Raw genomic sequence first — 18,246 nt, 5'->3', positions numbered from 1 at the left:
CCTCCTTCCCGGAACTCCTTCCATCGCCGCCTCCCTTCCCCCGTACTCACCGTCCGAAACGCCCGTAGACCCTCACCCTGACCCTCTCCCAGAGGGAGAGGGGACGTCCACGCTCATGAGTCCCCACATGTCTCAGTTCCTCACATGGTTCGAGACGCGCGCACCGTCCAATAACACCACCAGCTCCTCCGCGCGTCGTTCCGCGGTGTGCTCGGTGAGCGCTCGCTCCCGGGCACGCCGGCCCATCCGGGCCAGCTCCTCCGGCGAGAGCGAGAGGGCCTCCAGCGCATCCTCGGTGGAATGCGCGATGAGGAGCTCCTCGCCGGGACGGAAGAACGACTCCAGGCCCTCCCATGCGTCACTGAGCACCGGGGTGCCGCAGGCCGCGGCCTCGAAGAGGCGGCCCGACGGGCACCAGCCCCTGGCGGCCATGGGGGCACGGGTGACGTTGAGGGTGAGGGCGGAGGAACAATAGAAGGACGGGTGCTCCGAGGGCGGCAGGTGCTGGACGAAGTAGAGGTTCTCCGTCCACGCGAAGTCCCGCGGGTACTGCGCCCCGCCGATGACGAAGCGCCGCTCGGGCATGCGCCTGGCGGGCTCCAGGAAGAGGCGCTCCAGCGCCTGCTGCCGGTTTGCGGCGTAGGTGCCCAGGTACGACAGGTGCCCCTGGTAGTGCTCCTTCGGCGGCACCGGGTAGTGCACCCGCGGATCCACGCTGCCATACAGGGGCACGGCATGGCGCGCGCCGAAGAGCCGCCGCAGCCCCGTGAGGGCCTCGCCGCCCGTGTAGCTCAGGACGATGTCGTAGTCCCCCAGTCCCTCCGGACCGATGTACTCGACGCGCTCTCCGCGCTCGGCCCGCTCCAACGTGACGGGCGTGTCCATGTCGTAGAAGGACTTCACCGGCACGGGCGAGCCCAGCACCAGGCGGCCCGCCTCGATGCCATCCGCGCAGTAGGACGTCACCATGCCCACGTCCGCGTCCCGCAGGTGCCGGCGCGCGTGCGGCAGGGCCTCGTCCCACGAGGAATAGAGGATGAGCTCCGCGCCCCGGGGCAGCGCGAGCAGGTCGCGGTGCGAGGCATAGAAGGGCTGATCCCTCTCGAAGAAGACCACGCGGTGCCCGCGGGCGGTGAGGGCGGAGATGAGCCCGCGCCAGAGGGTGGCGTGGCCATTGCCCCAGGAGGAACTGACCGTGAGGCCGAAGATCACCAACTTCATGCCGACTCCTGCATCGTGTTGGGGAGGGTGATCGCTCCGATGGCTTCCTCGAGGAGTCGACGCACCTGGGGCGCGAGCCGGACACGCGCCAGCCGCCAGCGCTGGCTGGGACGCAGCCGCCGGAGCGTGTAGACCACCTTGCGGCGGGTGTGCTCGAGCGGGAAGTAGCGGGCGAAGCCGGAGGCGTTGAGCGAGAAGAAGGAGAGGGCGTCCGCGTCGTTGAGCAGCGCGAGGCACACGTCTTCCTGGGGGCGCTCGTGGCGGCCGATGAGCCAGCGCACGCGCTCGCGGGTGCCCGCGTCGACGCCCACCTCCGCGAGCAGCTCACAGGCCACGTCCGCCTCGGACAGCAGGCGTTCCACGTCGTGGAAGAGGGCCGCGACCTGGAGGGCCAGGTCGGCGTGCGGCGCGAGCCGCAGCACCCACTGCCACGTGTCCAGCGCATGCCGGTGGTCCGCGACGACGAGCGGCTTGCTCAGGTCGTGCAGCGCCAGGTGCCGCGAGAGGATGGCGTCGAAGAGGGGCCCCTCGGACTCGGCGTTGCGGCGGCCGACGAGGCCCTGGTAGCGGGTGAGGATCTCCATCGCGGTGCCGGCGAGCGCCTCGTGGGGCGAGCCGGTGAGGTGCAGGGCGAGACCGTGGCCCTGCGCGCACCCGGTGGCGGCGCCGAAGACGCGCTCGTCCCAGTCGAACGGATCGAAGCCGGGGGCGCGCCACTCCTGGGCATCCAGCCGCAACACGTTCGTGTCGCTGGCCGCATCCAGGGGCCGCACGGTGATGGTGGGAAACTCCTCGGCGAGCAGGGCGAAGGCGCCGGGCAGGGCCCGCATCGCACCGTCGGCTTGGATTCCGGTTCCGGACAGCAGCAGCTGTCGCAACATCGCCCCCCCCGCGGATGGTCCGCCGTGATGACGCGTCAAGTTGCTGTCGCGTTGCCGGAAAGGCCAGGGGGACCTACATGCGTCTGGAGGCCAGTGGCCGGGGGGACATGCCCCGCGTGCTTCAGTGCACGGACACCCGGGTGGGCCCGTGTGCTGGCACACACCCGGGGGCCGTCCAGAGGGGAGATGGTCGGCTTCGACTACGGCCGACCGTTGTCCGCCGGCTGATCGTACGCGTACTGCTCCGCGCGAGGCGCGGCGTCATTGTGGAACAGGGGGCACTTCTGGCAGGAGAAGCCCTCCCAGTCCTCACGCACCGCCGCGTCGATGCACATCGCGTAGTGGCGGCAGTGGACGTTGCGGTAGTCCTCGACGCGATGGTGGTCCGCCCACATGGGCAGGCGGAGCTCGGTGGGATTTGGCTTCGGTGGCGAGCAGGCCATTCGCTGAAACTCCCTCTTGGAATATGGGCCCCCCTCTTGGAGACTGGATTCATACCCACTGGTGCGTCGCGTCATTCCCGAGCGGTGGAGCGCGAGCGTGGGGTCGCGCTCCGTGTGGACAACAGCCGGGCGAGCGAGCGCTTCATTGCCTGCGGCGGGCCCCCGCGAGTTGGACGGCCTGCTCGAAAGCCTCGTACGGCTGGCAGCCCACCACGCGGGTCTTCCCGATGAAGAAGGTGGGGATGCCGCGCACGCTGTCGCGCCGGGCCTCGTCGCGCAGGGTGTCCAGACGGGCCTGGTATTCGGGCGAGTCCATGGCGCCGCGTGCTCCCTCGCCGGGCAGGCCCGCCTGCTCCGCCAGACGGGCGAGCACGTCCGGGCTCTCGAGGTCCTCACCCCGCCGCCAGTAGGCCTCCATGGCCGCCTGGTGGAAGGCCTGGAAGCGGCCCTGGTCCTTCGCCCACTCCGTCACCGCGAGCACCCGGCGCGTGTTGGACATGCGCGCGGGGACCTTCAGGGACACACCGAAGCTCCGGCCGAACTGCTCCGCGTGGGCCCGCATCGCCTCTCCCCGGCCCGGAAAGAGCTGGTCCAGGGAGATGCCCCCACGGGGCGTCTCCGGGTTCAGCTCGAAACCCTTCCACTCCACCTCGACGTCGTACTCCTCTTGCAGCCTGACCAGGCTGCTGCGCTCCGCGATGAAGCAGAACGGTCAGACGAAATCCGAGTACAGGCGGATGCGCACGGACATGGCTCACCTCGGGGTTGGAACCTTCTTCATAGCGTCGTGACCCGTCCGTTTCCAGAGACTGCTTGCCTGGTGGTCGAACACTCAATCATCTCTTCATCCAGGCGCGGCTTTCCCCGAAGATGGGGCCGTGCGTTCGATGCCCGGCCCCTCATCGTCTCCGTCCCGCCGTCTGGGACTGATTGCCCTCTCCCTCTTCGCCCTGCTCGCCTTCGCGGGCTGCTCGGCCTTCTCCCGCGCGGTGAAGGAAGGCGACCAGCTCACCACCGAGCACAAGTGGGCGGAGGCGGAGGCCGCCTACCAGCGCGCCCTGGCCGTGGAGCCGGGCGACTCGGAGGTGCGCGTGAAGCTGCGCGCCATGCGCAAGCAGTGGAGCGCCGAGGTGTTCCAGGCCGCCCAGGCCAGGCACTCCGAGGGTGACCTGGCCGGGGCCTCGCAGTTGCTGGTGCGCGCGCTCGAGCTGGACGGGGAGAACGACCCGGCCCGCGCGCTCCTCACCCAGACGCTGGACGCGCGGGTGGAGGTGGCCCAGAAGGCGCTGAAGGAGGAGCGGCTGCAGGACGCGCGGGCCGAGCTCGACGCGGTGCTGGCGGTGGATGCCACGCACGCGGAGGCGCGCAAGGTGGTGGACGCGGTGAAGACGGCGTGGGCGCGCCGGTGGTTCACCACGGCGCAGCGGCTGGAGGAGGAGGGCAAGCCCGGCAACGCGCTGCTGGCGTACGTGCGCGCGGACCAGGAGCGGGTGGGGGCCACGCCCGCCCGCGAGCGCGCCGAGGCGGTGCGCCGCAAGCTGCAGGATGAGATCGCCTTCCTGGTGGTGGCCGGGCCGGCGGAGGACAAGGCCGAGGCGCCGGACGTGGTGCAGCGGCTGTCGCCCGGGCGGCTGTCGGCGCTGCTGCCGCAGGAGGTTCCCATCCGCGTCATCACCACCGAGGCGCCGAAGGACCACGAGGGCGTGCGCCTGGGCGTGGCGCTGGAGCGGGTGCGGCCGGAGAAGACGGTGGAGCAGTCCCAGCGTACGCAGCGCTACCTGGTGACGAACAAGGCCGTGCCCAACCCGCGCCGGGTGGAGCTGGAGACGGCGCTGCTGGAGCAGGAGCGCAAGCTGGAGGACGTGGAGCGCAAGCTGTCGGGCGTGCTGCGCGACTACCTGCGCAAGCAGGACGAGCTGGTGCAGGCGCGCGAGGTGGCCTTCCGCTGCCGCGAGCGCGAGCGCAAGCTGTGCGCCACCGCGCTGACCGAGTGCACCCGGGCCTTCACCCAGAGCCAGAACGGGCAGGTGCCCCAGGAGTGCAACCCCGCGCGCTGCAACTCGCAGTGTGATGGCGAGGAGGGCTCGCTGTCGCAGCGGGGCGCGGCGGCGCAGGAGCTGGAGCGCCGACTGACGGCCGCCCAGGAGTCCGCCGAGGCGCAGCGGCGCGAGGTGCAGCGCGGCCGGGACGCCTACTACCGCGAGCCCCTCACGGTGGACGAGCCCGTCTACAGCGAGTACCCGTATGACGTGGAGCTGCACCGGCTCGCCATCACCGCCAGCGTCACCGAGCGGCTGGTGGACCTGGCCAAGGACGCGGTCGCCGCCTCGCCGCGCACCGAGGACTACGCGGCGATGCACGAGGACTCGGCCAACAAGGCCTACGACAAGGTGGGCGTGCTGGCGGATCCGGTGCAGCTGCGCAGCGAGGCGGAGCTCCGGGTGGAGGCGGGCGACAGGGCCATGACGGCCATCGCCACGCGGGTGAAGGAGCGCTTCGACGTCTACCGCCAGCGCAAGGTGGAGGACGCGCGCCGGGGCATGGTGCGTCCCAGCGCCGAGGACGTGGTGGAGACGGCGGTGCGCGCCCTGCTGCTCACCGCCGATGCGCCTCCCGAGGACATCCTCCTGCCGCTGGCCAAGGCGCGCGGCCTCGACAAGCCCGAGGCCCTCTTCGGCCGCTAGGCCACCGCCACCACCTCGGTCGGGGTCCACAGCGCCGTCTCGGCCGAGTGCAGGCAGTCACCGATGAAGCGCAGGTAGATGTCGAGCGCCTCGGCGCCGAGCTCCGCGAGCGTCCGGGCGTTCTCCGGCATCTGCTGCAGCAGCTCCTCCAGCATCCGCTCGTTGAGCGCCGTGTGGCCGATGTCGAGCTTCACGTGCTCCTTGAGGAAGCTGAGCCCCTCCAGCGTCTCGCGGCCGAGCACCCGCGCCACGTTGGACAGCAGGTGCGGCCCCAGCACCACGGACAGGTTCTCGATTTCGAACTCGATGGCGATCTGCCCCGCGGGCAGGTCCCCGATGATGGTCTGCTCGTGGAGCTGCCGGTAGGCGCGCATCGCGTCCGTGGGGTGCTGGGCGAGCAGCCGCTCCACGTGCAGGGTCTGCCCGCGCCGCGAGTTCCACCGCCGCACCAGGTGGCGCACGTCGTCGATCATCATCTGGTGGTGGCCGGCCTCGTGCTTCGCGTGCGCGACGAGGGACCTGCCGATGGAGTCCTGGCCCTGGGCGATGCAGCGCTGGCCGGCGCGGCGGATCCACCCCTCCACGGGCTCGGTCATGTACACGCCCAGGGAGTTCAACTGGATGAAGAACCGCTCCAGGACGAGCGGCTCGATGGCGGGATCGACCAGCCTGCGCATCACCGGATCCGTCGAGATGCGGGCGCGCGCGGGCAGCACATACGGCTCGTACAGCTCTTTGACCAGACTCATGGTGCCTACTCCTTGGGTACAGCTGGTACTGCACTTCACGTCAGGGGTTGCGGTGGGTGGGCATCAGGCGACCCACGGTCGCCTCGCTCACGTACTCGAGGAACTCGGGAAGCAGCCGGGCCGACAGCAGCCAGAGGCAGGGCCGGGTACCGGGCTCGTCATGCAGCCGCGCGGCGGCGGCGTAGCTGTCGTCCTCGTCCTCGCGCAGGAAGACGAAGGAGGAGCGGCCCCGGCGCGCGTACCAGCGGCGGGCCTCGTCCAGCAGGGCGACGTAGGCGTCCCGGCCGTCGGGTGCGAGCGGGAACAGGCGCGCGGCGTCCAGCAGGCGGAAGAGGTTCGTCCCGGGAGGTCCCAGCTCCAGGACGATGGCGGCCAGCGCCACGCCGTCGCGGCGGGCCACCAGGATGCGGCGCTCGCGCTCCAGCCCGGCCTCCAGCCACGTCTCCGCCGCGTCCCCCATGTCCATCCGCTCGCGCGAGAAGTCCAGCGCGTCCACGTAGCAGGCCGGGCGGGTGCGGGCGATCTCCTCCGCCAGCCGCAGCTTCTCCGAGGAGGTGGCGGGGCCGATGTCCAGCCCGTCCGCGGGCAGTCCGCTCTCCTCCTCGCAGCTCACGTCCATGAGGCGCACGGGCATGACCAGCGCGTCGCCGCTCGGGACCTGGGCCTGGGCGTAGGGGATGTGGACGCGCTCCATGAGGGGGACGGTGGATTCGGCGTAGGCGATCAGCCACCGGAAGTGGGGATCGCTCTGCGAGTGCTCCAGCGTGCGCACGTGGATGTCGCGCAGGATCTGCCCGGGCGGCACGTCCACGGCGGGCTTTCCGGAGCGCTTGGCGAGCTGGTGCACCAGCCAGCTGTGACGGTAGGGGCGCACGGAGGACAGCGTGGCTTCCACCCCTCGCTCGGAGGGCCACACCGTCTGGCAGAAGAGCCGGGGCAGGTGCGCGGCGCGGTGGCTCAGGTGCATGAAGCCGGTGCGCAGCTCCTCGAAGTGCTCCGTCGTCTTGCCGGCCAGGTTGAAGTAGCCCGAGTCGACGAAGAGCTCCCACAGCGGCTCGAGCAGCTCCGCGCCCCCTCGCGTGGAGGGGCAGAGCGCCTGGGAGACGAGGTGCACCCAGCGCGACTCGTCCATGGGCGTGCAGGGCGTCACCTGCAGGCCGTACATCCGCTGCCCCTCCGGCTGCTTGTCCGCCACGTGGCGCACCTCGCCGCGCAGGAGGATGGGCTCGTCGTCATCGCCCCAGACCTCGATGGGCTGGAGGAGGAGGCCCGGGAAGACGAGGTCCTCGGGGACGCCCCGCAGGCCCATGCCACTGAAGGAGAGGTCCAGGACCTCTCGCTCCCGGGGTCCCAGCTGGTTCCACAGCGGGTGCTGGAAACGGGCCCGGAGGCCGGCGGGGGCGGGGACGCGCCGGTGCCAGCGGTGGCGCACCTTCCACAGCCGCCGGGGCATGGGGGTGATCATCCGGTCCCCGCGCACCTCGAGCGCCGGCACGCGCATCCGGTAGGCCGAGTTGTAGCCCACCACCTCGATGTCATAGGGCGCCGCGCCCCAGTCGAGCTCCGGATCCTCCCGGCGCCAGTGGAGCTGGGAGGACTCGACGTCGAAGTACTCCAGGGTGACGCGCAGGGTGCGGCCCAGCTGCCGCAGCAGGCCCTGGTGCTTCATCACGCACACGGACTTGAGGACGGAGCGGATGCGCTCGGGCTGGACGAGGGCCTCCTCGATGGGCAGCGGCGAGACCGCGGGGCGGGCGCGTCCCCTCCGGGCCTCCGCGTCCAGCAGGGAGAGGATCTGCTGCCCCTGTTCCAGGGACACCCCCACCAGCTGGATGCCCAGGGGCGCGTCGTACCGGCGCGAGTCGCTCCACAGAATCTCACCCCGCAGCGGACCGATGGTGTGGCCGTTGCCATCCAGCAGCAGGTGGAGGGGCCGCTCGCGGGAGGGGAGCTCGGCACCCGGTGAGGGGATGGCCCACACCGAGGTGGGGCTCAGGCGCGTCACCCGGCTGCAGCTGATGCCGGGCTGGGACAGGATGAGGTTGATACCCTCCTCGGGACCCTGGGCGTGCAGCGAGTAGCCCGAGTAGCTCCCGGCGGCGAGCACCGTTCCAGCCGGGGTCTCGAGGTCTGTACTGCTCATGGCTCCTCCTCCTTCGGGGACGCGGCGGCGAGGGCGCTGCCTCATCGTGGTCTTTCTTGTTCCACGAGAGGGTAATCCCTTGCACGAAAATGAGAACGCCCAGGCACTCTTTTCGTCAAGTGCGGCTGCCATTCTTTGCCCAGCGTTTTGCGCGCGCCCGGCGTGGCTGGAAAACTCCGCTCCGTCGGGTCGAGACCCTGGAACCCCGGTATATCTCAGGGAAAACGGCTCCCGCGTGGAGTCGGGCAAACAATGACTTGCAGGGTGCGCGCGGAGGCTTGTCAGGCTTTTGCCGGGCTGGCGGAGCTGCAGCTACGCCGCATCAATTGCCTCGGGACGTGAGGCCCTGGCCGCCGCATGCGAGGGATTGCTGGGTTTTTGGGAATTGCGAGGCCCCGGCCGCCGCCGGGGTGTCGCCGGGTGGGCAGGAGCCCGGGGTGGGGCCCGGGCGGGGTGTGTGCCGCAGGACGGTCGAACACGCTGTGGACGCCCGCTGCGGGAACGGCGAGGCTCGTTCCTGGGAGGATGTCGCATGGCCAGGCGTGCCGCCGAGGACGACTTCAACATCGAGGTGCTCAAGCTGATGCTCCAGCTGGCCTGGAGTGACGGTCGGATCGACGAGCGGGAGGCGGGACTGCTGCTCGGCTCGGCGCGCAGTTGGGGGGTGCCGGAGCGGGAGGTGGCCGCCCTGAAGAAGGCCCTGGAGAGCAACGCGCCGCCCCCGGCGCCGGACCTGGCGCTGCTGCGAGATCGCCCGGACGAGGTATTCGAAGCGGCCCGCGCGCTCATCGCGAGCGACGGCCAGTTGCAGGCCTCCGAGCAGGAGATGCTCGAGGAGCTGCGCATCATCTTGAGCCCCGAGCGTTGACCCGAGGGTCCTGGCCGCATCCGGAGGCACAGGGGGAGGGGAGTGGATGCAAGAGGATACGAGAGAGGCACTACGGCAGCGCATCCAGCGGGCCCGGCCCGAGGATCAGATCGCGGGGGTGTTCTGCGAGAGCGCCTTCCTGGCGATGAGCGAGCTGCTGGGGCGAGATCAGGCGGAGTCGCTGCGCGCCGCCACGTGGCCCGTGTGGGAGTGGGTGGCGGTCGCCCGGTATCCCGTGGTGGACCTGTTGCGGCTGGTCGACGCCACGGCGGACCGCGTGGCGGGCCGGGGCGAGCTGTCGTACGGACAGGCGCTGGAAGCCATCGGGGAGCACATGACGCGGCGGGTCCTGCAGCTGCCGCTCATCAAGGCCTACCGGATGAGCGACAGCGGCAACGCGCATGACCGCCTGGCCTTCTCCGTGAAATCGGCCCAGTTCCTCTGCTCCTACGGTGAGCGCAGGTACGAGAGCGTGGGTCCCACCCAGGGCCGGCTCGTGTTCTTCCGTGAGTTGCTGGGGCCCTCGCTGCTCCTGGGCATCTACAAGGCGACCGTCCGGAACATCACCAGCGTCCGGACGACGGTCTCCCTGGAGGCGAGCTGGGAGCCGGGGCTGGAGTTCCACCTGTTCTTCACCTGGTAGGGCGCGGAGGGCGGAGGTGCTCACTCCTCCGTCCTGGCCACCGGGACGTTCTCCGTCAGCACGACCTCGCGCCGCAGCAACAGCCGGGCGTCCTTCCTGGGCAGGATGCGCACCTGGAAGCGCCGCTGGTACGCGTCGTCCTTGGAGAAGGCGTCCCGGTCCGACACCAGCAGCAGGGCGGTGGGGACCGCGTACCTCGGCGAGTTGTTGCCGTAGTAGTGCACCACCACGAAGTACGTGCCCGTGACGGCCTCGCGCGCGTGGTACAGCTCGGGGCCCAGTCCGTCCGTGATGTCCCAGTACAGCTCTCCGCCCAGCGACGTCCGCTTGTGCTTGTAGAAGCACTTCTCTCCCGTGGGCTCCACCACCCACAGGTCGATGTCCGTCCCATCCGAGTTCCAGTGCGTGGTGAGCTGGTAGTCGATGGGTCCCTGCCTGGCGAGCTCCTCCAGCTCGCGCCGGCGCGACTCCAGCACCTTCATCTCGCCCACGAGCCGGGGGTGCCTCGCCAGCGCCGCCAGCATCCGGCCGTAGTGGAAGGCCGCCACCTTCTTCGTCTGCTCGTCATGCCGCTTCCAGGAGCCGGCCAGGACGATCTCCCAGTCGCGCGCCGCCTCCGCGGGCCGCCCCGCGGCGTCCAGCGCCAGGGCCTCCTCCAGGTAGGACTGGGGCTCGAAGGGACGGTTGAGGCGCACGTGCTCGAAGAGCTCCGCGGCGGCCGGGTACTGGCCGAGCGCCAGCAGTCCGTAGCCCACCAGCCGGAGCGCCTCGGCGTCCTTCGGGCGCAGCTCCACCGGTGACGAGAGGGCCCGCACCGCGCCCCAGGTGTCCCCCGCGAAGGCCCGCTTGCGTGCCACCGCCTCGTACACCATCACGTCGTCCTTGTTGGCCCGCCGTGCCTTCCGGTACTCCAGCTCCGCCTGGAGCCGCTCCTCGCCGCCCGTGTAGGGCGCGTCCCGCAGGGCCTGGGCCTTCAGCTTCGAGCCCAGTACCTCCTGCTTCGCCTTCAGCACCCGCAGCACCTCGCGGCCCGTCTCCGGCACGCCATTCAGCGAGAGCCCCAGCAGCTCGTCCCGCCGCTGGTCCTCCTGCTGCTTCCTCAGCGTGTCCAGGTCGGAGAGGTCCATCTGCTCGTCGCGCACCGCGTAGCGCACGTAGTCCCCCTCCGACTCCAGCACCAGCATCGAGGCCCGCGCGTTGGTCAGCCGGTAGTGCTGGCTGAGCGCCAGCACCATCCGGTCCAGCTTCACGTCGTCCAGCGCCACCAGCCGCGACACGAACAGCTCCGCCCAGGCGCGTGGGGCGAAGGTGCTGTCCTCCTCGCGAGGCAGCGGCACCGCCAGCGAGCGCTCCTCTCCCGCGGCCTGCGTCACCACCTCCAGCCGTGCCTCGCCGTCACCCACCAGCCGCCCGGCCACCTGCAGCTCCTGCCCGGGGAAGACGAGGTGCGGCCGGCCCGCCACCACCAGGTCCTTCACCTGCGCGCCCTTCACCTCCACCCGGGCCAGCACCACCGAGGCCGCCCGGTGCGCGCGTGCCGCCGCCTCCACCTCGGCGCCGGACAGCACGTTCACCACCCGGCCTCCACTTGCCCGGGCCAGCGCGTCGAAGAGCTCCTGGTTCACCGCCGCCTCGCCGAAGCGGTAGCCCACCCAGCGCAGCGTCTCCGTGGCGGAGTGGCTCGAGATGAGGGCGTCCACGTGGCTCTGCCCCCAGGTGACGTTGCCGTCCGAGAGCAGGAAGGCCGTCACCCGCCCGCCGCTCGCCGCCGGCTTCAGCCAGTCCCGGCTGGCCCGGTCCAGCTCGGCCAGCATTCCATCCACATGCGAGGCACCCTCGAGATAGACACGCTCCAACTCCGCGAACGTCTCCTGGCGCGCCTCGGGCGTGTTGCGCCGGAAGCCCGGGCCATGCAACCAGCGCGGGCGGACGTCGAAGAGGAGCACCGCGTACTCGCCGAGGCTCTCATCCTTCTCCAGCAGCGCGCGCAGCAGCGCCGCCTGCAGGGCCCACGCATTGCCCTCCTCCGAGGACAGAGAGGTGTCCACCACCAGCACCGCGCGCCCGGTGGGTGCTCCCTCGTTGCCCGCGGTGAGCCGCTCCGGCAGCCGCACCCGCGTGTAGAAGGCGTGCCCGGGCAGTCCCGCCGGGTCCCCGCCCACCAGCACGTCCGCCTCCGCGCTCCTCGGGGTGAGCGCCACGTCCAGCGCGCCGTCCCCCTTCAGCCGCGGCAGGTCCCATGCCCGCCAGGCTCCGAGCGTGCGCGGCTGTCCCGCGTCCGGGCCCACCGTCACCTCACCGGCGTGCCTCGGGTCCACGTGCACGCGCGCCGACACCTTCAGCGCCTGGCCCGCTCCCGGCGGCAGCGGCCACGTGTAGCGCAGGTGCTGGCCATCGAAGAGGAGCGTCTGCTCGTAGGCGACGACCACGCGCTTGAGGGACTTTGGCGGCAGCGGGAAGACGCGCGCGCTGAAGGTCGAGGCTCCCGCCCACTCCAGCAGCGCCGGGTCCACGCCCTGGCGCACCACGTCCTCGTAGACCTCGCGGGCGCGCTTCTGCTCGACGACGCGGGCCTCCTGCGCCACGCCCCACGAGCGCTTCGCTCCCGGAGGGCTCGGCGGGGCCGCCGCCGCCAGCGACTCCGGCTTCCCCGAGTCGTCCCCCAGCGGCGGCAGCAGCTCCGCGGACTGGAAGAGCGAGGGCGAGTCCACCGCCACCGCGCCCGAGTACAGCGCCAGTCCCGCCACCGTCGCCCCGCCCGGCAGCGGGTAATAGAAGGTGCCCTCCAGCGTGCGCGGGGTGTCGTTCTCGAAGAGGTAGTCCACCACCGTGCGCGCGCGGGCGCCCTGGATGTACGTCACCACGCGCACCGCGCGGGCCTTCAGCGGCTGGTAGCGGCCCGACTCGTCCCGCACCAACACCTTGGCCATGCGCGGCGCGGACTCCACCTTGGGCAGCACCGGCCGCGGTGCCTCGTCCGCCGGCTCGTCCGCAGGCTCGGGCGCTGGCTTCTCCGGCCGCGCCAGCTTCTTGGATGCGAGGGGCTTCGCGTCCGCCTTCGCGGGCGCTCCGCTTCCCTTGATGATCTGGATGACCTCCCGCCGCTTCTGATCGAGCACGCGCGGGCGCTCGTACTGCGCCAGCCTCCTGCGCTGCTCGGCGTAGTCCGCGGGGATGGTGGGCTTGGGCGCCGCGGAGGGGGCCGGGACGGGTTCCGCGGCGGGAGCGGAAGCCGGCGGGGGCGGCGGCTCCTCCTGGACCAGGGCCTCCACTCGGGAGGGAGACCGAATGTCGATTCTGGGGGACGCCTCCCCGTCCTCCGCCTGTCCGAAGTTCCTGAGGTTCTTGCGCCTCAGCTGAGGCTGTCCTCCGGAAGAGCCCAGCGTGGAGCTCTCCTCATCGGAGCGCTCCGCCTTGCCGCGCCGCTCGCCGGGCGGTTGCCCCTCCTCGCGCCAGTTCGCCTCCCGCACGAGGTTCCAGAGCTCGGGCTCGGTGACGGGCTGGGGGTCGGCCATGGCCTCTCGCAGCTCCGAGAGCACCACCGTGCCCGGGTCCGGCATGCCCGGCGCGGTGGTGGGGGCGGTGAGCCCGGCGCGGGCGAAGAGGGCTGGATCCGCCCGGGGCAGCTCGGGCTCCGCGGCCTTCTTCTCGTCTACCTGGGAGTCGCGCTTGCAGCCCGACAGGGCCATGGCCGCGAGGAGGAATCCGGTGAGCAGGGCGCGCGGGAGGGACATGGCACCGCAGATTAGTCCACCCGGGCCCCCGCCGTGATGGGGTGGCCCCCGTCAGTAGCCGACGTAGGCCCCGCCCTCGCGGAGCGCCCTGACACCGGGCACGTTATCGGAACCTGTCCTTCGGAGGTTGCGTCCCCGAGCTCAGGACGCTCTGGACGCCCACGCCAGGAGCACCAGCCCGACGAGGAGCGCCAGCAGCCCCGCGAACCACGCGCCGGAGAGCGCGAGACTGGCCAGCGCGGAGGGCGGGTGTTGCCGCACCCGCTGGTGGAGCTCCCGCATCACCCGGGCGCGCCCCACGTAGGCATTCGTCTCGTGCTCACCGCTCGTGCCCGCCATCGCGAGCGAGGCGTCGTAGAGGGCCCGCGTCGAGGTGTCATCGAGCCGCTCCGGTCCCTGCACCATGCCCGGGTATGCCGCGCGCAGCTCGTGGACGTGACGCAGCAGCCGCGCCTGGCGGAACAGTCCGATCACGTTGAAGAGACCGACCGCGGCCAGCAGCCAGGTCTCGAGCGCGAGCGCCACGCCGATCAGCGCCAGCGAGGTGAGCAGGGTGAAGGCGAGCTCCAGGTAGCGGTGGCGGCTGAAGAGGAGCAGCTGGAAGAGGCGCCCTCCATCCAGCGGCACCAGGGGCAGGAGGTTGAAGCCGTTGAGGCCCAGGAGCAGCAACGCCGCCTCCGTCAGCCCCTGGGACTTCGTGGCGGCGGAGAAGATCGCCACCCCACAACCCGCGAGGATGCCGGGGACGGGTCCCAGCAGGAGCACCAGTGCCTCCTTCCAGCTCTCCGCGCCCTGGTTGCGCCCGGACACGGCCGCGCCGAAGAAGGGGATGAAGAACATCCGCACGTCCTGGAAGCCGAACAGCCGCATCCCGGCCCAGTGTCCGAGCTCGTGGAAGAGCAGCACGGAGATGAGCAGCACCAGGTACCGCCAGTCGTGCTCGCCCCACATGGAGAGCGCGAACAGGACGAGCGTCCCCATCAGCAGGAGCGCACCGCTGCTCGCTCGCTCCGGGAGCAAGAAGGCCACCCGGGCCCGCTGGTACTCGCGCTCCTCGGGCGTGACATCGATGGGAGGGGCGAGCTCCCCGGCGGGGGAGGGCATGGGCTGGGCGGGTTCGATCATTCCATCCCCATTCTAGGTCGAATGGGGCCTGTCTCGTCAGGGGGGCGCCACCCTCAGGGGAAGCTTCACGATGAAGGTCGCGCCCTTGCCGGGCTCGCTCTCGACCCGGATGGACCCTCCATGGCGCTCGATGATCTCCCGGGAGATGTAGAGCCCGAGACCCAGGCCGCTGACGGTGCTCGCGGACGTCGCGCGCTCGAATCGCAGGAAGATCCGCTCCTGGTTCTCGGGCGTGATGCCCGGTCCCTGGTCTCGCACCCTCAGCTCGGCGTAAGGGCCCGAGCAATGGACGGTGACCTTGACGGGTGAGCCCTGACCGTACCGGATGGCGTTGGTGACGAGGTTGGTGAGCACCTGGTCGATCCGGAAGCGGTCCCAGGCGCCCTCGACCTGGTCCTGGCTCTCGCAGGTGATGCGTGCGCCGCTCGCTTGAACGGCCATGCGCTCCACGACTTCCCGGGCCAGCTCACACAGGTCGAACGTCTCCGGTGTGAAGGTGAGCTTCCCGGTGGAGATGCGGGAGATGTCCAGTATGTCGTCCACCAGCCGGGTCAGCCGCTGGACGCTCTTGTCGGTCTGCACCACGAGCCGGGTCACCCGGGGGGGATCGAACGCGTCCGGGCGGCCCTGCTCGATGCTTCGCTTCATCATCTGGGTCTGGAGCTGGATGGAGGTGAGCGGGGTCTTGAGCTCATGCGAGGCGATCGACAGGAACTCGTCGCGAGCGCGGATCGCATCCTCGAGCGCCTGCCTGCTCTTCTTCTGCTCGGTGATGTCGTGGGCGACGATGATGGCGCCGCGAATCTCCCCGGTCTCGGAATCCCGGTCGGGGACGAACTCGACATCCTGGATGGTGTACTCACCCGAGGGCTTGCGCAGCACGTTCTCGTAGCGCACCGGCTCGCCGGAGAGCGCGCGCCTCTCATAGGGCTCCGCGAGATCCGCGGTCTCCTCGGTCGTGAAGTCGCGGCGCTTCTTGCCCAGCATCTCGGAGCCCTTGATTCCGTACCAGGTCTCGTAGGTCCGGTTGACGAACCGATAGCGGCCCTCCCGATCGATATAGCTGACGAAGGCGGGCAGGCGATCGGTGATGAGTTGCAACTGCTCCTGGCTTCGCTGGATCGCCTGACGCGCGAGCACGTAGTCGGTCACGTTGATCCCCATGAGGAGCAGCCCCTGGACACGGCCGGACTCATCGAAATGAGGCGTGAACGTGTAGGTGTAGTAACCGAGCTTCATGGTCCCGTCGGCGGTGCGGAAGTGGAGGGGGACCTCGCTCTGCTCGACCCGTCTTCCCGTCCGGAAGGACTCATCGAGCTGCTCGAAGATGCCGGTGCCCTCGAGCTCCGGCAACACGCGGCGAAGAGGCAGGCCCAGGTACTCGCGTGTGCCCAGGAAGAGCCTCAGGTATTCGTCATTGGCGAACTCGTAGATGAACTGGGGGCCGTGGACGATGGCGGTCGCGGCCGTCGCGGCCTTGAACGCGGAGATGAGCCGTTCACGTTCGCCGGACTTCAACTTCTCGGTCTGGGTTCTCGCGTGTTGAAGCCCGACCGCGGCTTCGCGGATTCCTTTATTGACGGAGTCGAGGATGAGCTGGATGCCTTCCGGGGACGGGCGCGCTTCCCGATGGAGGAACTCGAGCAGCACCGATTGCAGCAGCCCGTACTCCTGGATGACCTGCTCGAGTCTGTCCTCACCGGGCCCGGTCCTCTGCCGTCCAGCACCCCCATCCTCCAACTGGAGCAACCCCTTGATGAGGTCGTCCAGGAACTCGGGAAGGTGGGCTTGGAGCACCGGGGGGCCCCTGACCCTCTCCTTCCAGGCCGCGAGGATTTCCGACCTCCTTCGGCGAAGGAACTCCGCGATGGAATGAGCCAGCTCTGAAGAGGGACCTGTTTCGTGGCTCAAGCGCTCGCTGCCTTCCAGACCGCGTCGGATCGAGTGCCCCCTTAACATACCGAGAAGCCGCCCCTCAGGGCCAGGCACCGGGGAGTGCTGGGACTTGACGTGGCTTGGGCCGCGCGTTCAATTTTGGAGGATGAAGAAGCTCGTCAATGGTCCCCGCGCAGTCGTGGGGGAGATGCTCGAGGGGTTGGTCTCGCTCTCTCCAGGGCAGGCCCTGCTGGAGGGTGAATCCGTGGTGGTCCGCGCCGACACCCCCGCCGAGGTCCATCAACGCGAGGTCGCCATCATCTCCGGAGGTGGCAGCGGACATGAACCCGCCCATGCGGGCTACGTGGGCGTCGGCATGCTGCACGCGGCGGTCGCTGGCGACGTGTTCACCTCGCCCAGCCCCGATGCGGTCCTGGCGGCGATCCGCGCGGTCTCGGGTCCGGCGGGCGCACTGCTGGTGGTGAAGAACTATACCGGTGACCGGCTGAACTTCGGCCTCGCCGCCGAGTTGGCGCGCGCGGAAGGCATTCCGACGGAGATCGTCGTCGTCGCCGACGATGTCTCCCTGCGCGACACCGTCGAGCCCTCGCGCCGACGGGGCATCGCGGGGACCATCCTGGTGCACAAGGTGGCCGGTGCCGCTTCCGCCTCCGGCGCGCCGCTCGCGGAGGTCGCGCGTCAAGCCGCCGCGACCGCCGCCGAGCTCGGCTCCATGGGGGTTGGACTCGGCCCCTGTACCGTGCCCGCGGCGGGCCGGCCCGGCTTCTCGCTCGGCGCGGAGGAGATCGAGCTCGGTCTGGGCATCCATGGTGAGCAGGGCGTGCGGCGCGTGCCGCTGCAGCCGGCCGATGCGCTGGTGGATACCCTGCTGGAGACCATCCTGGAGGACCGGCGCATCGGTTCCGGCGACCGCGTGGCCTTGTTGGTCAATGGTCTGGGTGGCACGCCGCCCATGGAGCTGGCGATCGTGACCCGCCGCGCCCTGGCCGTGTTGCGTGAACGGGGAGTCCTCGTGGAGCGGGCCTGGAGTGGCTCGTTCCTGACGGCGCTGGAGATGCCGGGCTGCTCGCTGACCCTGTTGAAGGTGGACGACGAGCGGCTGCGCTGGCTCGACGCGGCCACCGCCGCACCGGCCTGGCCGGGCAATGGAAGGCTCGCTCCGGCACGTCAGCGCCGGCCCGTGCCTCCCGCGCCGGCCCCCGTGACGGCCACCGCGGAGCAGCCCGGAATGGCCCGGTTCAAGGAGGCGGTCCTGGCGGTCGCCGACGCGCTCGATGCGGCCGAGTCGGTCTTGACCGAGCTCGACAGCGCGGCGGGCGATGGCGACCTCGGCATCAGCCTGGCGCGCGGCGCGGCGGCCCTGCGCGCCCTGCCCGAGTCCTCCTGGGCGAATCCCTTGCGGGCGTTGATGGCGATGGGCGAGGCCCTGCGCCGCAGCGTGGGCGGTAGCTCGGGGCCGTTCTACGCCACCGCGTTGTTGCGCGCCGCCCGCCATCTGACGGACGCGACGCCGGACCCGAAGGCGTGGGCCGGGGCCTTCCTGGCGGGTGTCGAGGCCGTGGCGGAGCTCGGCGGCGCCCGTCCTGGAGACCGCACGATGCTCGACGCCCTGCAGCCGGCGGCGGACGCCTTCGCTCGAGCGCTGGAGGCCGGGCAGTCGCTGGCCAATGCCTGGGAAGCCTGTGTCCTGGCGGCGGAGCGCGGCGTGGAGGCCACCGCGCGGATGAAGCCGCGCCTGGGACGCGCCAGCTATCTGGGCGAGCGCGTCCTCGGTGTTCCCGACGCCGGGGCGGCGGCCGTCGTCGTCTGGTTGAAGCCACTCTTCCGCTACGTGGCCCAGTAGGCCTTGGAGGTATGGC

At 70.7% G+C, this 18,246-nt stretch carries 13 protein-coding genes; 4 read left to right on the top strand and 9 right to left on the bottom strand.

The annotated features are described in order from the left end of the window. Positions 1-132 precede the first annotated feature (132 nt). The 4 genes from JRI60_RS45385 to JRI60_RS45370 form a co-directional block, all read right to left on the bottom strand. Positions 133-1,221 carry a CgeB family protein gene (locus JRI60_RS45385; protein ID WP_204222315.1) on the bottom strand — a complete coding sequence of 363 codons (1,089 nt, stop codon included), beginning with the start codon at positions 1,219-1,221 and terminating at the stop codon, positions 133-135. Next, complete coding sequence (locus JRI60_RS45380) at positions 1,218-2,102, bottom strand: DUF4202 family protein (protein WP_204222314.1); 885 nt, start codon at positions 2,100-2,102, stop codon at positions 1,218-1,220. Before JRI60_RS45380 ends, JRI60_RS45385 begins: the two co-directional genes overlap by 4 nt. Positions 2,103-2,302: 200 nt before the next feature. Then, on the bottom strand, positions 2,303-2,545 hold the full coding sequence (locus JRI60_RS45375) for a hypothetical protein (RefSeq protein WP_204222313.1): 243 nt from the start codon (positions 2,543-2,545) through the stop codon (positions 2,303-2,305). A gap of 142 nt (positions 2,546-2,687) precedes the next feature. Further along, positions 2,688-3,218: a DsbA family oxidoreductase gene (locus JRI60_RS45370; RefSeq protein ID WP_343213436.1), complete on the bottom strand. Its 531-nt coding sequence runs from the start codon at positions 3,216-3,218 to the stop codon at positions 2,688-2,690. Between the two features lie 214 nt (positions 3,219-3,432). Here JRI60_RS45370 and traC point away from each other — a divergent pair, with 214 nt between their 5' ends. After that, complete coding sequence (gene traC, locus JRI60_RS45365) at positions 3,433-5,229, top strand: outer membrane exchange accessory lipoprotein TraC (protein WP_204229372.1); 1,797 nt, start codon at positions 3,433-3,435, stop codon at positions 5,227-5,229. Here traC and JRI60_RS45360 read toward each other — a convergent pair. Beyond that, positions 5,226-5,978, bottom strand: coding sequence for a hypothetical protein (locus tag JRI60_RS45360; protein WP_204222312.1), 753 nt, complete (start codon positions 5,976-5,978; stop codon positions 5,226-5,228). The genes traC and JRI60_RS45360 overlap by 4 nt on opposite strands. 40 nt (positions 5,979-6,018) lie before the next feature. After that, positions 6,019-8,121: a hypothetical protein gene (locus JRI60_RS45355; RefSeq protein ID WP_204222311.1), complete on the bottom strand. Its 2,103-nt coding sequence runs from the start codon at positions 8,119-8,121 to the stop codon at positions 6,019-6,021. Positions 8,122-8,653: 532 nt separating this feature from the next. Here JRI60_RS45355 and JRI60_RS45350 point away from each other — a divergent pair. After that, the gene (locus JRI60_RS45350) at positions 8,654-8,989 is read left to right on the top strand and encodes a TerB family tellurite resistance protein (protein ID WP_204222310.1); all 336 of its coding nucleotides are present in this window, start codon (positions 8,654-8,656) and stop codon (positions 8,987-8,989) included. A 46-nt stretch (positions 8,990-9,035) separates the two neighbouring features. Continuing rightward, the gene (locus JRI60_RS45345) at positions 9,036-9,632 is read left to right on the top strand and encodes a DUF2378 family protein (RefSeq protein ID WP_204222309.1); all 597 of its coding nucleotides are present in this window, start codon (positions 9,036-9,038) and stop codon (positions 9,630-9,632) included. 20 nt (positions 9,633-9,652) lie between these two features. Here JRI60_RS45345 and JRI60_RS54820 read toward each other — a convergent pair whose 3' ends face one another. The 3 genes from JRI60_RS54820 to JRI60_RS45330 form a co-directional block, all read right to left on the bottom strand. Continuing rightward, the gene (locus tag JRI60_RS54820) at positions 9,653-13,366 is read right to left on the bottom strand and encodes a VIT domain-containing protein (RefSeq protein WP_204222308.1); all 3,714 of its coding nucleotides are present in this window, start codon (positions 13,364-13,366) and stop codon (positions 9,653-9,655) included. 141 nt (positions 13,367-13,507) lie between these two features. Further along, on the bottom strand, positions 13,508-14,491 hold the full coding sequence (locus tag JRI60_RS45335) for a hypothetical protein (RefSeq protein WP_204222307.1): 984 nt from the start codon (positions 14,489-14,491) through the stop codon (positions 13,508-13,510). Between the two features lie 36 nt (positions 14,492-14,527). Further along, the gene (locus JRI60_RS45330) at positions 14,528-16,288 is read right to left on the bottom strand and encodes a sensor histidine kinase (protein ID WP_204222306.1); all 1,761 of its coding nucleotides are present in this window, start codon (positions 16,286-16,288) and stop codon (positions 14,528-14,530) included. 244 nt (positions 16,289-16,532) lie between these two features. Between JRI60_RS45330 and JRI60_RS45325 the strand changes: the two genes are divergently transcribed. Further along, positions 16,533-18,230 carry a dihydroxyacetone kinase family protein gene (locus JRI60_RS45325; protein WP_204222305.1) on the top strand — a complete coding sequence of 566 codons (1,698 nt, stop codon included), beginning with the start codon at positions 16,533-16,535 and terminating at the stop codon, positions 18,228-18,230. The last annotated feature ends 16 nt before the right edge of the window (positions 18,231-18,246 follow it).

Source organism: Archangium violaceum (assembly GCF_016887565.1).
Lineage (GTDB): Bacteria > Myxococcota > Myxococcia > Myxococcales > Myxococcaceae > Archangium > Archangium violaceum_B.
The sequence above is the reverse complement of the archived record's forward strand: the minus strand, read 5'-3'. Positions and strand labels throughout refer to the sequence as shown.

Bases quoted from the DNA above. Each gene is read 5' to 3' on its own strand.
- JRI60_RS45385 (WP_204222315.1), bottom strand. From the start codon at position 1,221: ATGAAGTTGGTGATCTTCGGCCTCACGGTCAGTTCCTCCTGGGGCAAT.
- JRI60_RS45380 (WP_204222314.1), bottom strand. From the start codon at position 2,102: ATGTTGCGACAGCTGCTGCTGTCCGGAACCGGAATCCAAGCCGACGGT.
- JRI60_RS45375 (WP_204222313.1), bottom strand. From the start codon at position 2,545: ATGGCCTGCTCGCCACCGAAGCCAAATCCCACCGAGCTCCGCCTGCCC.
- traC (WP_204229372.1), top strand. From the start codon at position 3,433: ATGCCCGGCCCCTCATCGTCTCCGTCCCGCCGTCTGGGACTGATTGCC.
- JRI60_RS45360 (WP_204222312.1), bottom strand. From the start codon at position 5,978: ATGAGTCTGGTCAAAGAGCTGTACGAGCCGTATGTGCTGCCCGCGCGC.
- JRI60_RS45355 (WP_204222311.1), bottom strand. From the start codon at position 8,121: ATGAGCAGTACAGACCTCGAGACCCCGGCTGGAACGGTGCTCGCCGCC.
- JRI60_RS45350 (WP_204222310.1), top strand. From the start codon at position 8,654: ATGGCCAGGCGTGCCGCCGAGGACGACTTCAACATCGAGGTGCTCAAG.
- JRI60_RS45345 (WP_204222309.1), top strand. From the start codon at position 9,036: ATGCAAGAGGATACGAGAGAGGCACTACGGCAGCGCATCCAGCGGGCC.
- JRI60_RS54820 (WP_204222308.1), bottom strand. From the start codon at position 13,366: ATGTCCCTCCCGCGCGCCCTGCTCACCGGATTCCTCCTCGCGGCCATG.
- JRI60_RS45335 (WP_204222307.1), bottom strand. From the start codon at position 14,491: ATGATCGAACCCGCCCAGCCCATGCCCTCCCCCGCCGGGGAGCTCGCC.
- JRI60_RS45325 (WP_204222305.1), top strand. From the start codon at position 16,533: ATGAAGAAGCTCGTCAATGGTCCCCGCGCAGTCGTGGGGGAGATGCTC.